General features: G+C 71.1%; 14 protein-coding genes and 1 tRNA gene. 12 read left to right on the top strand and 3 right to left on the bottom strand.

The window, feature by feature from the left end; genetic code table 11:
* Window positions 1-124 precede the first annotated feature (124 nt).
* The 6 genes from ACWCPY_RS14360 (at window position 125) to ACWCPY_RS14335 (ending at window position 5,130) form a co-directional block, all read left to right on the top strand.
* Window positions 125-1,288, top strand: coding sequence for a serine hydrolase domain-containing protein (locus ACWCPY_RS14360; RefSeq protein ID WP_451264717.1), 1,164 nt, complete (start codon window positions 125-127; stop codon window positions 1,286-1,288).
* 330 nt (window positions 1,289-1,618) lie between these two features.
* Window positions 1,619-2,794, top strand: a complete 1,176-nt coding sequence (locus ACWCPY_RS14355; protein ID WP_451264715.1) for a serine hydrolase domain-containing protein — start codon at window positions 1,619-1,621, stop codon at window positions 2,792-2,794.
* A gap of 576 nt (window positions 2,795-3,370) precedes the next feature.
* The gene (locus ACWCPY_RS14350; RefSeq protein WP_451264713.1) at window positions 3,371-3,559 is read left to right on the top strand and encodes a hypothetical protein; all 189 of its coding nucleotides are present in this window, start codon (window positions 3,371-3,373) and stop codon (window positions 3,557-3,559) included.
* Between the two features lie 525 nt (window positions 3,560-4,084).
* Window positions 4,085-4,157, top strand: a tRNA-Arg gene (locus ACWCPY_RS14345).
* 108 nt (window positions 4,158-4,265) lie between these two features.
* Window positions 4,266-4,463: a hypothetical protein gene (locus tag ACWCPY_RS14340; protein WP_451264711.1), complete on the top strand. Its 198-nt coding sequence runs from the start codon at window positions 4,266-4,268 to the stop codon at window positions 4,461-4,463.
* An 82-nt stretch (window positions 4,464-4,545) separates the two neighbouring features.
* Entirely contained in the window at window positions 4,546-5,130 is a 585-nt protein-coding gene (locus ACWCPY_RS14335) for a hypothetical protein (RefSeq protein WP_451264709.1), read from the top strand.
* Between the two features lie 64 nt (window positions 5,131-5,194).
* Here ACWCPY_RS14335 and ACWCPY_RS14330 read toward each other — a convergent pair whose 3' ends face one another.
* From ACWCPY_RS14330 to ACWCPY_RS14320, 3 genes are read right to left on the bottom strand one after another with little or no spacing between them, the layout of a single operon-like run.
* Window positions 5,195-6,016 (bottom strand): ABC transporter ATP-binding protein, encoded by an 822-nt coding sequence (locus ACWCPY_RS14330; protein ID WP_451264707.1) that lies wholly within the window; start codon window positions 6,014-6,016, stop codon window positions 5,195-5,197.
* A complete protein-coding gene (locus ACWCPY_RS14325) occupies window positions 6,013-6,987 on the bottom strand; it encodes a FecCD family ABC transporter permease (RefSeq protein ID WP_451264936.1) in 975 nt (324 codons plus the stop codon). Before ACWCPY_RS14325 ends, ACWCPY_RS14330 begins: the two co-directional genes overlap by 4 nt.
* A gap of 47 nt (window positions 6,988-7,034) precedes the next feature.
* Window positions 7,035-8,078, bottom strand: a complete 1,044-nt coding sequence (locus tag ACWCPY_RS14320) for an ABC transporter substrate-binding protein (RefSeq protein ID WP_451264705.1) — start codon at window positions 8,076-8,078, stop codon at window positions 7,035-7,037.
* 426 nt (window positions 8,079-8,504) lie between these two features.
* Here ACWCPY_RS14320 and ACWCPY_RS14315 point away from each other — a divergent pair, with 426 nt between their 5' ends.
* The 6 genes from ACWCPY_RS14315 (at window position 8,505) to ACWCPY_RS14290 (ending at window position 14,929) form a co-directional block, all read left to right on the top strand.
* Entirely contained in the window at window positions 8,505-9,998 is a 1,494-nt protein-coding gene (locus ACWCPY_RS14315) for a PepSY-associated TM helix domain-containing protein (protein WP_451264703.1), read from the top strand.
* Window positions 9,995-10,672 (top strand): DUF5134 domain-containing protein, encoded by a 678-nt coding sequence (locus tag ACWCPY_RS14310; protein ID WP_451264701.1) that lies wholly within the window; start codon window positions 9,995-9,997, stop codon window positions 10,670-10,672. Before ACWCPY_RS14315 ends, ACWCPY_RS14310 begins: the two co-directional genes overlap by 4 nt.
* Window positions 10,673-10,861: 189 nt before the next feature.
* Window positions 10,862-11,083, top strand: coding sequence for a hypothetical protein (locus ACWCPY_RS14305; protein ID WP_451264699.1), 222 nt, complete (start codon window positions 10,862-10,864; stop codon window positions 11,081-11,083).
* Window positions 11,083-13,362: a heavy metal translocating P-type ATPase gene (locus ACWCPY_RS14300; protein WP_451264697.1), complete on the top strand. Its 2,280-nt coding sequence runs from the start codon at window positions 11,083-11,085 to the stop codon at window positions 13,360-13,362. The genes ACWCPY_RS14305 and ACWCPY_RS14300 overlap by 1 nt, the downstream gene beginning before the upstream one ends.
* A gap of 91 nt (window positions 13,363-13,453) precedes the next feature.
* Window positions 13,454-13,957 (top strand): copper chaperone PCu(A)C, encoded by a 504-nt coding sequence (locus tag ACWCPY_RS14295; RefSeq protein ID WP_451264695.1) that lies wholly within the window; start codon window positions 13,454-13,456, stop codon window positions 13,955-13,957.
* A gap of 168 nt (window positions 13,958-14,125) precedes the next feature.
* On the top strand, window positions 14,126-14,929 hold the full coding sequence (locus ACWCPY_RS14290; protein ID WP_451264693.1) for a hypothetical protein: 804 nt from the start codon (window positions 14,126-14,128) through the stop codon (window positions 14,927-14,929).
* Window positions 14,930-15,068 lie beyond the last annotated feature (139 nt).

Here is a 15,068-nt window from a genome sequence, read left to right as displayed (position 1 = left end):
AGGGCCGTTCCTTCATGCGCCGCGACCATCACAGGACCAGGCCGAGCCACCGGCAGGCCCGTCGCACCACGACCACCTCTCCCTGACCCACTGACGTTGTTCCCCTACCGACAGGAGTTGTTCCATGCACGCACGTGTATCGCCGAGGTTCCGCCCCACTCTTTCGCGAGGCGGCCGGCGCAAGACCTTGCTCGCCGTGACCATGCTCACCGGGGCCGTCATGACCACCGGTGCACTGTTCCCGTCCGCGGCCTCCGCCGCCAAGCCGGACCCCGTTCAGAAAAGCCTGAACACCTTGGTGGTCGACGACCAGATACCCTCCGCGTCGGCGAGCGTCGCGGACCGCAAGGGCCGGACGCATCACTACACCGCAGGTGTCGGCGACCTCAGGACCGGCGCGAAGGTACCCAGGGACGGGCAGGTACGGGCGGCCAGCAACACCAAGGCCTTCACGGCCGTGGTCACGCTGCAGCTGGTCGCCGAGAAAAAGCTCGCCCTGGACGCCCCCGTCGACACCTACCTGCCCGGCCTGCTGCGCGGCGAAGGCATCGACGGACGCCACATCACCGTCCGCCAACTCCTCCAGCACACCAGCGGCCTGCCCGAATACCTGGACAAGCGCGCGGTCCTCGAGGATCCGCAGAGGTACTACGAGCCGCGCGAGCTCCTCGACAGCGCCCTCGCGCAGAAGGCCCACTTCTCCCCGGGCGCGAAGTGGGAGTACAACAACACGAACTACCTGGTCGCGGGCCTGATCATCCAGAAGGTCACCGGCCGCCCGCTGGGTGAGGAGATCAACCGGCGCATCGTCGACCGCATCGGCCTGCGCCACACCTACTTCCCCGCCCCCGGAGACATGACCATCCGCGAGCCCCACGCCAAGGGCTACCACCGGGACACAGCCGACTCGCCCTGGCGCGATGTCACCGAACTCGACCCGTCCTGGGGCTGGGCCGCGGGTGCGGTGATCACCACCAACAGCGACCTCAATCGCTTCTACACCGCACTCCTCGGCGGCAAACTCCTGCCCCCGGCCCAGCTCGCCCAGATGCGCACCACCGTCCCCGCAGGCGCCCCGGGTGTCCGTTATGGACTGGGCCTGACCAGCACGCCGCTGCCGTGCGGCGGCGTCTACTGGGGCCACGGCGGAACCATTCCGGGATACGCCACCTTGGGAGGTGTCACGGAGGACGGCCGTGCGGTCAACATCGCACTGACCGCCATGCCGGGCGACAGCGCCACCGAACAGCACGCACAGGCCGCCGTCGAAACGACCCTGTGCCGCTGAAACCCTCACTGATCCAACCGAAAAGCCGCCGCTCCCGCACCGCGGCCGCAGACGCCCGATGAGGGCGGGTCAGGCCGGTGGGCGGGCCCCTGCCGCCACCGGCGCTTGACGGTATCGGTCGCCGCTCCCGCTCGCGGGAACGGCGACCGATACCCCGGCGGGCCCGTGCCCACGAGCGTCGCCGGGCCACCGGAGCGACGGGCCGTCCGGCATGGCCCCACATCCTGCAAGAGCCCTTATCCGGTCCGGAGTCGAAATCCGCCACTGTCACCGGGGCGCGTACCGACTCGCTCTTCGCTTGCTCTCCACTGTCACGACAGGAGTTGTTCCATGCACGCACGTGTATCGCCGAGGTTCCGCCCCACTCTTTCGCGAGGCGGCCGGCGTAAGGCCTTGCTCGCCGTGACCGTGCTCACCGGGGCCGTCATGACCACCGGTGCACTGTTCCCGTCCGCGGCCTCCGCCGCCAGGCCGGACCCCGTTCAAAGCAGCCTGAACGCCTTGGTGGACGACGACCGGATGCCCGCTGCGCTGGCAAGCGTCGTGGACCGCGAAGGCCGGACGCGTAACTACACCGCGGGTGTCGGCGACCTCAGGACCGGGGCGAAGGTACCCAAGGACGGGCAGGTGCGCGCGGGCAGCAACACCAAGGCATTCACGGCCGTGGTCGCGCTGCAGCTGGTCGCCGAGAAGAAGATCGCCCTGGACGCCCCCGTCGACACCTACCTGCCCGGCCTGCTGCGCGGTGAGGGGATCGACGGACGCCACATCACCGTCCGCCAACTCCTCCAGCACACCAGCGGCCTGCCCGAATACATGGAGTCCCCCGTCTTCGCGGACTTCCCCGCCGTCCGGTACCGGTACTTCGAGCCACGCGACCTGCTTGATGGCGCCCTCGCGCAGAAGGCCCACTTCTCCCCGGGCGCGAAGTGGGAGTACAGCAACACGAACTACCTGGTCGCAGGCCTGATCATCCAGAAGGTCACCGGCCGCCCCATGGGCGAGGAGATCAACCGGCGCATCATCGACCGCATCGGACTGCGCCACACCTACTTCCCCGCCCCCGGAGAGACGACCCTCCACGAGCCCCACCCCAAGGGCTACGAACGGGAAGCGGCCGACGGACCTCTGATCGACTACACCACCATGGACATGTCCATGGGGTGGGCTGCGGGTGCTCTGGTTTCCACCAACAGCGACCTCAACCGCTTCTACACCGCCCTCCTCGACGGCAAACTCCTGCCCCCGGCCCAGCTCACCCAGATGCGCACCACCGTCCCCGCAGAGGCACGCGGCCCCGGCGTCCGCTACGGACTGGGCCTGACCAGCACGCCGCTGTCATGCGGCGGCGTCTACTGGGGTCACGGCGGAACCGCCCTGGGATACCGGACACGAGGAGGCGTCACAGAGGACGGACGTGCCGCCGGCATCGCGGTAACCACCGCCCCGACGGGTGCAGCCTCCCAGCGGGTGGAGGCTGCCGTCGACACGGCGCTGTGCCGCTGATCCAGGCAGAGACAGGCGGGAAGACGACCCGCGGGGTCGCCGACGCGTTCCGGCGGCCCCGGCCCCGGCCCCGTTCCGTGGAAATGTTCAGGTGCCGGCCAGCACGCAGGGCGGACGCCGGCACGCCGGATGTACGCCTCCCTCGGACCTGGCGGGGAGCCCCGGGTGATCGAGCCGCGCCGTTCTGTCCTCGCCCGGATACCGGGCCCCGGCAGCAGCGACCGGACCACGGCCCACTCCGCGCCCGTCATGTCCGATGGATACCGCCGGACACGCTCCGGGCGATCGGCCGCATTCCCGAACCGGTGAGCGACACAATCACACGCCGGAGCAACCGAGTTGAACTCTACCGGCACGAGCACGGACAACCGCGGCAACAGGGTCTCCTGGATCTCGGTCGGCTTCGCACCCCCGAGCCACCGAGAGACCCATCCTTCATGCCCGCAGCCGGCGGCAACCACCCAAGCGAAACTCCCCTTCGAGACACACCCCTCAAGATCGGAACGACAGCGGCTACTCAAAGCGTTCGGACACGGAAAGCAGGCCGGCAAGTGGCTTGCCGACAACCATCCGCGCATGGCCACCGTTCTCTGCGACCGCGTCAAGGAAAGCCTGACCGGACTGTCCGCGGCAGGCCAGCCGGTGACCATCACCCCCGACGACCGGGTCACGCCCGATGGCAGCACACCGGCTGACGAACCCGACGTGCCCGAAACCCCGACCGAACCCGACGAAGAGGCCGAGGGCGAGGACAAGAAGGAGTAACTGCGAAGGCGGTCTCCACCGGCAACTCCTACTGACAAATGCTCCGTGCCTCCGCACCCAAGGGGCGCCCGGGCAAACCGGCCGCCCCTTGGCGAAACCCGGCCCATGGGCTCCAGGAAGCAGCAAGCAAGCCGTCGCGGCACCCCGTTCGCGCCCATACTCCCGTTCGGCGCATGGCAGGACACGGTCGCGCACCGCCCCCACCGCCCCTCGCCAGCAACCGACAGAACACCCGGAACGGATAGATCACCAGCGCCGATCACGCATCCTTTCCCCTCCGGCCACCCGCGTGCCAAAGAATCAGCAGGTCAGAAGCCTGCCGGGAGCGCCCTGCCCAACCAACCCGATACAGGACCTCCCCATCAACCCGCATCCGCTAGGCTGTCCCTGGTTGGCCACTGGTACGCCGCACCGCCCGTCCAGGCAAGAACACGGGAGGTGCCACACCTCGTCCGACCAGCGGGCTTGTACGCCTAGCGGAAGATCCACTCTCTGGGTTTTCTTCAAGGATTCCTACAAGCCCCCGCCTTCGTAGCTCAGGGGATAGAGCACCGCTCTCCTAAAGCGGGTGTCGCAGGTTCGAATCCTGCCGGGGGCACAGCAAAGCAGCAGGTCAGGAGCCCTTCCGCCCGCAAGGGCGGGAGGGCTCCTGACCTGCTGCGGCACACCTGCAGCGCGCGTACTCGTATGCTCCGGGATGGAGAGGGTGGGCCTCACGACTGCGAAGGACGAACCGGCCCGGCGCCGCGACGAGTACCTCGTCGACCGCTTGGACAGGCTCCTGCGGCCCGGTCCGAGGCCGGAGTGCCGGGGGTATTGCGGGCAGCGGGTTGTGCTCGACGGGCGAGGGGTCCCCGAGGAGATCGAGCAGTCAGTGGCGCTGCTCGGATCGCTGGCCAAGTAGCGGAGCTCTCCGGGGTTCCGATCCGCCGGACTCTGCGGAGAATGGCCGCGACGGTTCTTGCGGGTCCTGTCGGTGTGGGGGTGTGACGAAGATCGAGACGGCAGATGGGTTCGTGACCGGACGCCGCGGTGGAGGCGGGAGTCTCTATGCGTACCGGGTGCGTGGGCGCGGGCGCAGTGCGGTGGTTCTGTGGATCGGTGGGCGGGGCGACGAACCCGACCGGGTGTTGGTGGTGCAGGACAACGGCCGGCGGCAAGTGCCGGTGTTTGTGACTGTTCGGCAGGCGCGGGTGCATGTGCGCCGACGAGGCAGGGAGCTCGCCGCTTCCGAGGCCGGCACGCTGGAGCTCTGCCGCGTCCAGCACTGGCTGGAGGATCCGGTGCGCCGAAAGGTACCGCCGGGCGCGGTGCTGGAGGCTTGGAACTTCTTCGAGGATCTGGCCCGGGGTCTCGACGCGGTCCACCAGCTGCCGGAGCAGGGAACAGTGCAGAACAGCGCCTACGAGAAGCTGTTCGAGGGTGAGTGCGCCGCGTGGACGCCCGGCGAGCAACGCGCGGTACTGGAGTTGATCAGGGCCGGGGTGGAGCTGTGGAACTCCTGCCCGGTGATCGTTGCTCCCTGCTCGGGGGTCGTGCCGGACGGTGGACCGGCTCCCCGGGTCTTGTGATCCGTGCCCCGGTCGACGCCCCGAGCAGCCTGCCGTACCCCCTGCCGTGCCACCGGACGGGCGATCAATTACGCGGGTCGGTGGCCGGGATGGGGCACCGGCCGCCCCCGGTACTCGGGGCGAGCGGATCCGCCTCGTAGGTGATCCGGACGACTCCGTCCGGGTGGCGTCCGGTATGGGCTCGGACGCCGAAGACTTCCCGGAAGAGGGCGGGGGTGAGGACGTCGAGTACCAGTCCGGCGGCGACGGCACGGCCCTGGTGGAGGACTACGAGACGGTCGCAGAGGCGGGCGGCGAGGTCGAGGTCGTGCAGGACGGCGAGGGTGGTGATCCCGGTGCTCCTGATCAGGTCCAGGAGTGCGAAGCGGGCCCGGATGTCGAGGTGGTTGGTCAGCTCGTCGAGCACGAGGACCTCGGGAGTCTGAGCGAGCGCGCGGGCCAGGAGGACGCGTTGGCGCTCGCCGCCGGAGAGGGAGGTGAGGTCGCGTGCGGCGAGGTGCGCGATGCCGCAGCTCTCCATGGACTCCACGACCGCGAGCCGGTCGCGCCCGCCGTCGCGTCCCAGCATCCCGTGGTGCGGGGTGCGGCCGAGGGCCACCGTCTCGGCGACCGTCAGTCCGCCCGCGCCCGCCCCGTCCTGGAGGACCGCCGCGGTGTGCCGGGCGGCGGCGCGGGAGGACAGTCGCCACACGTCCTGGCCGCCCACCTCCACCACACCGGCGACCGGGCGCAGCGAGCGGTAGACGGCCCGCAGGAGGGTCGATTTGCCGCTGCCGTTGGGGCCGACCAGGCCGACGATCTGCCCGGGGGTCACTTCCAGGCTCACGTCCCGCAGGATCGGGGTGTCGTCGAGGGCGACGTGGAGGCCGTTCACGGTGAGTCTCATGCGGAGTCCAGCCCCTTGTTGCGGCGCAGCAGCCAGAGGAAGAACGGTGCGCCGAGCAGTGCGGTGAGGATGCCCAGCGGCAGTTCGTTGGGTCGGTCGACGGTACGGGACAGCAGATCGACGAGGACGAGGTAGACCGCCCCGAGGAGCGCGGCCAGCGGGAGCAGTCTGCGGTGGTCGGCGCCGAGGCCGAGGCGTACGAGGTGCGGGATCATGAGGCCGACGAAGCCGATACCGCCCGCGACGGCGATGACCGTCCCGGTGAGGAGCGCGCTCACCACGAGCAGTACGGCGCGGGTGCGGTGGACGTCGACGCCGAGCGCGGTCGCCGACTCGTCCCCGGCGAGCAGCGCATTGAGTCGTCTGCCGAAGAGGGCGAGCAGGGCGGTGCCCAGGACCACCGCGGTGGTGACGGTGGGCAGTTGTTCCCAGCGGGCGCCGGAGACGCTGCCCAGCATCCAGAACATGACGGTCCGCAGCTCGGTCGGCGTGGCCCTCAGTTGCACAAAGCTCGTCGCCGAGAGCAGCACGTAGCCGACGGCGACCCCGGCGAGCACGAGCCGGGTGGGCGCGAGCCTCCCCGCACGCCGGCCGAGTGCGAAGACCAGCACCCCCGCCACCAGCGCCCCGACGAAGGCCGCCCCCGAGACGCCGAGGCCGCCGAGTCCGGCCCCGCCGAGCGTGATCACAAGGACCGCGCCCAGCGATGCCCCGTGGGAGAAGCCGAGCACCGTGGGATCGGCGAGCGGATTGGAGACGAGGGTCTGGAGGACCGCGCCCGAGACGGCGAGACCTGCCCCGGCGACCGCCGCGAGGACGACGCGCGGGGTGCGGAACTGCCAGACGATCTGGTCCAGTGCCACGTCGTCGACCGGCCCCTGGCCGGTGATGTGGTGGACGACGACCGTCCAGACGTCGCCGACCGGGACGCCGACCGCGCCGATGCCGATGGCGAGCAGCGTCGACAGCATCAACGCGGCCGTCAGCAGGAGGACGCCCGCCCACAGCGGGAGGCGGCTCAAAAGGCGTCGGGATGGAGCATCCTGGCGATCTTCCGGACGGCCACGTCGTTGCTGGGGCCGAGGTAGATCGAGTCGGACAGCACGACGAACTTGTTCTTCTTGGCCGCGGGCCACTGGGGGAACTCCTTGAACAGCTTCTTCGCGTACGCCGTCGGATTCGGGTCGTTGTAGCTGACGACGACGAGGGCGTCCACGTCGGTGGCGGCCACCTTCTCCTTGCTGAGGTCGGCGAAGGAGCCCTTCGAGGCGTTCTCGAAGGCGTTGCTTCCGCCCGCCTTGGCGAGGATGTCGTTGTAGATGCCTTTGGCGGCGATCGAACTGAAGTCGTTGCTGCCCATGGTCATGTTGGAGAAGATCACCATGACCTTCGGCTTCTTCGCGTCGCCGACCTTCTCCACCACGTCGGCGATGTTCTGCCGTTCGGTGTCGATCAGTCTCCCGGCCTTGTCCTCGACGCCGAAGATCTTGCCCATGTCTCTCAGCAGGAGGTAGCTGTCGTCGATCGTCATGTTCGAGTTGTCCTGGCCGCAGCCCTGCGGCGAGACGTAGGTCCGCGCGCCCACCTCGTCGAGCTGTGCTCGTGTGGCGAACCCGTTCTTGGCGTCGAAGCCGTACGAGGTGTTGGAGAGCACGAAGTCGGGTCGCAGTCCGAGCATGGCCTCGCGCGGGATGTCGACGACATCATTCGGCTCCACCCCGCCCGTGGGCAGCTTTCTTATCTCCTCGGCACGGCCCGGGACTTCGGACATGCCGTACATCTGCTGGTTGGAGACGATCCGGTCCCCCAGGCCGAGGGCGAGCAGGGTGGAGACCTCGGCGACCGAGGCTCCGTTCATGACGACGATGCGGCCGGGCGCTTCGGTGAACCTCTGGGTGGATCCACAGTTCTTGAGGGTGACGGGGTGGTGGCCCTCGGAGGCGGGGGACAGCTTGTCGGCGGTGCTCGTTTCCGATGTGCCGGAGGACGGGGTGGAACAGGCGGCCGCGGTGAGGAACAGGGCGGTCGTGAGAACGATCGTTGCCGGCGCGCGTGTCGGCATGGAGGTCTCCTCGGAATGAAGTGCGGTGCTTCGAGGCACCGTTGCAGTGGTCGGGGGCGGGTGCGGGAAAGTTCCCGGGACATGCCGCGCGGACATGTCGAGGGGTGCCGAGCGGCGGGGCGGCTTCGGAGCGCGGGAGGACGCGCAGCCCGTTCGTGAGGATCGCCCGCATGTCGCCGGGAACCAGCCGCACCCCGGGCACGACTTCCTGGCACAGCACCCCTCCGCAGGAAGGGGAACTCACCGCCGGACACGCTTGCCCGCCACCTCCCTCCGGACGCGCTTGCCCGCCGTCTCCGTCCGGACACGCAGCAGAACCGCACACGCCATACGTCCTGCGTCACACCGCACTCGGGGAACTCGCGCCTCTCTCGCACCGACTCCTGTACGTACCGCCCCCGCCGGTCCACGCCCGAGGAAGCTTCGATGACCGAGACCACGCCTGCCGCGTCGCCGTCCGTTCCGCCACCCCGCCGACGCTCCCCCGAACAGGCGGCGCCGGCTGAGGAATTCAGCACCCTCACGCCCCTCACGCCCCTCACATCGAAGAACGGCGGCAGTGCGTGGAGCGGGCTGCGGCCGCTCCTGCTGCGGCTGCATTTCTACGCGGGCATCCTCGTGGGCCCGTTCCTGCTGGTCGCCGCCGTGACGGGGCTCCTCTACACGGCGACCCCGCAGATCGAGTCCGTCGTGTACCGGCACGAGCTCAAGGTCACGCCGGGCGGGCGGCAGAAGCCGCTCGCCACCCAGGTCGAGGCGGCGCGCCAGGCGGTACCCGGCGGGCGGCTCGTGTCCGTGACCAAGGGTGCGGGGGACGCCGACACCACCCGGGTCACCTTCGATGTCGAGGGACTCCCCGAGGGCTACACACGGACCGCGTTCGTCGATCCGTATGACGCCGAGGTGCGCGGCACGCTGCGTACGTTCGGTGAGTGGCTGCCGGTGCGGTCCTGGTTCGACGGCCTGCACCGCACCCTCCACCTGGGCGAAGCCGGTCGCAACTACAGTGAAATGGCAGCCAGTTGGCTGTGGGTCGAGGTGCTGGGCGGGCTCGCGCTGTGGCTCGGTGCTCCCCGTGGCCGCGCGCGGCTGCGGAAGTTCTTGCCGCGTCGCGCCCCCGGGGGACGCAGGCGGACCCTGTCCTGGCACGGGTCGATCGGGCTGTGGGTGTCGATCGGTCTCCTCGGCCTGTCGGCGACGGGTCTGACGTGGTCCGCGCACGCGGGTGCCGAGATCGGCAGGATCCAGGACGCGCTCGGAGGAGCCGGCCCGTCGCTCTCCGGCACACTTCACCACGGCGGCGTCGGTGGGTCCTCGTCGCACGCGACACAGGACATCGGGCTCGATGACGCGGTACGTGTCGCCCGTGCGGAGGGACTGCGCGGCAAGCTCGTCATCACCCCGCCCGCCGATGCGAAGAGCGCGTACGTCGTGCGCGAGAACACCCGGCACTGGCCGGAGCAGCAGGACTCGGTCGCCATCGATCCCGCCACCGGCGAGGTCACCGCGAAGCTGGCCTTCGACGACTACCCCCTTCTCGCGAAGCTCACCCGCTGGGGCATCGACGCACACATGGGTCTGCTCTTCGGCCCGGCGAACCAGATCGTGCTCGCGCTCATCGCGATCGCGCTGATCGGAATGATCTTGTGGGGCTACCGCATGTGGTGGCTGCGCAGGCCCGGCCGTACGGCCGGGCCCCGGCTCGGACGCCCGCCCGCGCGCGGGGCCTGGCGACGGGTGCCGGGCAAGGTCATGGCACCGCTCGTCGTCGTGGCCGCCGTCCTCGCCTACTACCTGCCCCTGTTCGGACTGCCCCTCGTCTGTTTCCTGCTCGTGGACCTCGTGGTGGCGGCCCTGCGTCGCCGCGAGTACACGCGCACCGAAGCGCGCGGGGAAGCGGCAAAGGAGATGGCCCGATGATCGCTGCCACCGGGCTGCGCTGGATTCTGACGATGCTGTTCTGCGCACTGGCCGCCCACGCCCTGCGGCGTACGTTCGCGGCCCGCGCCCATGTGTGGACCGCGTGGCTCGCACACGGACTGCACGCCGTCATGGCCCTGGCCATGTTCGCCATGGTGTGGCCCTGGGGGATGGACCTGCCGGCCGTCCCGCAGGTGGTGTTCTTCTCGGCCGCCGCCGCCTGGTTCCCGCTGGCCGCCCCGGCCCCGTCGAGCGGACCGGGGCCCCGGCGGCGCGCGGTGATGAACGCGCTGCCGCACACCGTGATGACGGGGGCGATGGCCTGGATGGTCGCCGTGATGTCCTGGGGCACCTCGATGGGCCCGATGGGTGGCGGGAACGCTCACGACATGCCCGGGATGGACATGCCCGGTCCCGGCGCGACCGCGACGATGACGCTCAGCGGCACGGGTGACCGCTGGGGTGCGGGGGCCCTCGCCCTCGTGCTGCTGGTGCTCGGGCTGTGGTGGCTGGCCAAGGGTTTCGACACGGGCCGCCTGACGCCTCGTCCGACCGATGGCGCGGTCCCGGCCGATGGCGCGGTCCCGGCCGATGGCGCGCAGGCCGCGTGGGACCTGGGCTGCCACGGGGTGATGGCCCTGGGCATGGCGGTCATGTTCGTCGTGATGATCTGACACGGGAGCGCGCTGCGAGCCCTCTCCGTGCGCATCTCCTCCCTCCTCGTACCGGCCCCGCTGGTACGACAAAGGCGCGTGGAGCAGGTGTTGACCATGTGGCGCACGCCACTCATGTGCCGGGGAACTCACGGGCGGGCGTGGCCGACCTCTGGACCGCAAAGCCCGCACTCTCGCCGGAGCCTCTTCATGGACCACTCGGTGACGCCCTCCGCCGGCCGGCGTTCCGCCTCCTCGCTGCCATACGTGCTGTTCGGCGGCTTTCTGCTGCTGCTCGTGGCCCTCTTCGCCGTCTCGTACGGCGTGGGCGGACTCGCCGGGCCGGTCGCTCCCGGCATGCGCGGGGTATCGCACGACGACGACCCCGGCACGGGCGACATGGGCGGCATGGGGCATGGAGGAGGTCACTGATGCCCCAGGAGACCGCGCCGCAGCCGCTCGCCACGACCGAACTCGTCGTGGGCGGCATGACCTGCGCGGCCTGCGTGCGCCGGGTGGAGAAGAAGCTCGGGGCGCTGGAGGGCGTGACCGCCTCCGTCGACCTCGCCACCGGCACGGCCCGGGTCCGGCACCCGGTCCGCCTCGGTACGGGGCCGCTGGTCGAGGCTGTCGAGAAGGCCGGCTACTCGGCCCGCCTGCCGGAGCCGCCCTCGAAGGAGGCGGCGCGGAAGGAGGAGGACGCCGAACCGGGCGTCCCGCAACGACTCGTCGTGACCGCGCTCCTCGCCGTCCCCGTCCTGGTGCTGTCGATGGTGCCCGCGCTCCAGTTCCGGAACTGGCAGTGGCTGTGCTTCGTGCTCGCCGCTCCCGTGGCCTTCTGGAGCGCGTGGCCCTTCCACCGGCGTGCGCTGCGCGGACTGCGCCACGGGGCGGCCACGATGGACACGCTCGTCTCGCTCGGCGTGCTCGCCTCCTTCTGCTGGTCGGCCTACGCGCTGTTCCTCGGTGGTGCGGGCCGTCCGGGGATGCGGATGCCGTTCACACTGCTGCCGGCCGCCTCGAACGGGGTCGCGCACGTCTACCTGGAAGCGGCGGTCGGCGTCACGCTCTTCGTGTTGCTCGGCCGCCACCTGGAGGCGCGCGCCCTGCGCGGCACCTCGGCCGCGCTGCGCGCACTCGCCGAGCTGAGTGTGAAGGAGGTGACCGTACGGAGCGGGGCCGTCGAACGCACCGTCCCCGCCGCCCGCCTCGCGGCGGGCCAGGTCTTCCTCGTACGGCCCGGGGAGCGCGTCGCCACGGACGGCGAGGTCGTCGAGGGCACGTCCGCCGTGGACCTGTCCCTGGTGACCGGCGAGACCCGACCGGTCGAGGTGGCAGCCGGTTCGGCCGTCATCGGGGGCGCCGTCAACGCGGGCGGGCTCCTCCTCGTGCGGGCCACCGCCGTCGGCGCCGACACCCGGCTCGCCCGTATCACCGCACTCGTCGCCGAGGCCCGGTCCGGAAAGGCGCGCGCGCAGCGGCTCGCCGACTCCGTCGCCGGGGTCTTCGTACCCGTCGTCCTCACCCTCGCCGTCACGGTCCTCGGCTTCTGGCTCGGCGCGGGTGCCGACCCGCAGCCCGCCCTCACGGCCTGCGTCGCGGTCCTCGTCGTCGCCTGCCCCTGCGCCCTCGGTCTCGCCACGCCCACCGCCCTCATGGCCGCGACCGGACGCGGCGCCCAGCTCGGCGTCCTTGTCAAAGGGCCGCAGGCACTCGAATCGCTGCGCCGGATCGACACCGTCGTCCTCGACAAGACCGGCACCCTCACTTCGGGCCACCTCACCGTCACCGCCGTCACCTCGCGCGAGAACGGCATCGGGGCCGAGGAAGCCCTGCGTCTGGCCGCGACCGTCGAGACGGGCTCCGAACACCCCCTGGGCCGTGCCGTCGTGCTCCACGCCCGGCGCGTCCTCGCCGAGGGCACCGTGCGGTCCGAGGCGCTCACCGGCTTCGCCGCGACCCCGGGAAACGGCGTGCACGGCCGCGTGGACGGGAAGCCGGTCGAGGTCTGCGCCCCGGAGGGCGAGCTGCCCGGGGAACTGGACTCGGGGCTGGCCGCGGCGCTGAGCGCGGCGCACACCCCGGTCGTCGTGCACGTCGACGGACGGCCCGAGGCCGTACTCGCGCTCGGGGACGTGGTGCGCCCCGGCAGCTACCACGCGGTCGACCGCCTGCGCCGTCTCGGCGTGCGCCCCGTCCTCGCCACCGGCGACCAGGGGGAACCCGCGCGCGCCGTCGCCTCCGTGCTGGGCATCCAGGAGGTACACGCACGGTGCACCCCCGAGCGCAAGGCGGAACTCGTCCGGGAGCTGCGGGAGAAGGGCCTCCGGGTCGCCGTCGTGGGTGACGGGGTCAACGACGCGGCAGCGCTCGCCGAGGCCGACCTCGGCATCGCGATGGGCACCGGCACCGATGTCGCCATCGGTGCCGCCGACATCACCCTGGTCCGCGACGACATCGAGGTCCTCGCCGATGCCGTACGCCTCGCCCGCCGCACCCTCGTCACCATCCGCGGCAACCTTCTGTGGGCCTTCGGCTACAACGCCGTGACGATCCCACTCGCGATGGTCGGCCTGCTCGACCCGATGCTCGCCGCCGCCGCGATGTCCCTCAGCTCCGTCCTCGTCGTCCTCGGCAGCCTCCGCCTGAGCCGCTGGCAGCCCTCCACCGCCGCCGCCGGGCGTCGTCCTTCGTCCGGGGCCGCGTTCTGATGCCACGCTGTTCGCCGCCGACGACCGCTGACACCTGCCGCCGTGCACCGGCGGACCCCACCGCGTACCGCCACGAGGGAGAACGGTGAGAATGGCTCCGCCGCCCACCCGGCTCCGCGCCTCCGTCGCCGCTGTCGGCGTTCCCCTCCTCGCCTGCGGTCTCGCGCTCGCGGGACTCGTCGCCTGGACGGCGGGCGGGCGCGCGGGCACCCCGCCGGACGTCGCCGTCACCGAGGCGTACGTCTTCCAGCCGCTCGGCACGACCCCGGAGACCGCCGCCTTCTTCACCCTCACCAACGACGGCGGCTCCGCCGACCGGCTCATCGCGGTCACCTCTCCGGACACTGCCGTACAACCCGTCCTGAGCCGGCACCACATGACGTCCTCGGGCGCCGCGTACCGACGGCCGGTGGACTCCGCTGCCGTCCCGGCCCGGGGCGGGCTGACCATGGCACCGCACGGGATCGACGTGACCGTTCGGCCCCTGGAGACATGGCGGCCCGGCGAACGCGTCGCCTTCACCCTGCACTTCGCGCACCGCGCCCCCGTGACCGTCGAGGCGACCGTCGTCCGGCCCGGCACGGTGACGGCGTGAGAGCACGGTCCAGGCGCGGTTAGTGCCATGCGCCCCTCGGCAGTCAGCGTCTCCCGCATCTCCCGCATATGCCGGATTCCGCTACCGGCAGGGGCTTTCCCGGCATCGGCGATGATTCGGACGCCGCGCCATGTCCACCGGCGCCCCGCGATGGGAGGATGAGTCGCCATGGAGGCGGGACCGGTCGGACGTGCGGTGAGAGCGGCGATGTTCGCCATCGCCTCCGTCACGCTCGCCGCGACAGGACACGTCCTCATGTCCGAGAGCCCCCTTCCGTTCTGGGTGCTCGCCGCCGCTTTCCTGGCGATCGCGGTCCCCGGCTGGTGGTTCGCCGCCCGGGAGCGCGGCCCCTGGCTCGTCACCGGTCTCGCCGTGGCGACACAGTCCGTGCTGCACAGTGCCTTCACCGCCGCGCAGACCGCTCTCGGCTCCCTCGCCACGTCTTCGCCCGCGCGCGTCCTCGCCGACAACCTCTGCCCGGCGGACGGCAGTACGTACGCCTCTCGGGCGGGCACCTGCGTCGTGGCGACAGGCGATACGGGCGGGACGGACGCGGCCGGGATGGACCACTCCGCTGCCATGGACCACATGGCCGGGATGGACCACATGGCCGGCATGGACCACTCCGGCGCCATGGAACACATGGGCTCGATGGGCCACATGGGCTCGATGGGTCATCTGAGCCACGACATGGCCGGGATGTCCTCGACCGGAATGCTCGCCGCACACCTCCTCGCCGCGCTCGTCTGCGGTCTGTGGCTCGCCCAGGGCGAACGGGCCACCTTCCAGGTCCTGCGCGCCGTCGCGGCCCGGCTCCTGCGCCCCCTCCGCCCTCTGCTCACCGCGCCTCTCCCTCCCCCGCGCCGCCGCCTGCGCCCCAGCCGGGGTCTCAGCGACCGGCTGCCGCAGGGGCTCCGGTGTGCCCGCGCGCTCGACCGGCGCGGGCCTCCGGCGGTGCTCGCCGCGTTCTGACCACGCGGCAGGCATTCCGGAGGACGTACTTCCATGGCACGCGGCCCGTCGACGACCGGCCGCCGGCCGCCATGCCCCCGCGAAGCGGGCGTCCTCCGGCACATCCGGCCCCGAAGGGTGCGGATGCCCCCATTCACCG

Source organism: Streptomyces sp. NPDC002403 (assembly GCF_053593015.1).
This window is presented reverse-complemented; position numbering and strand designations above follow the sequence as displayed.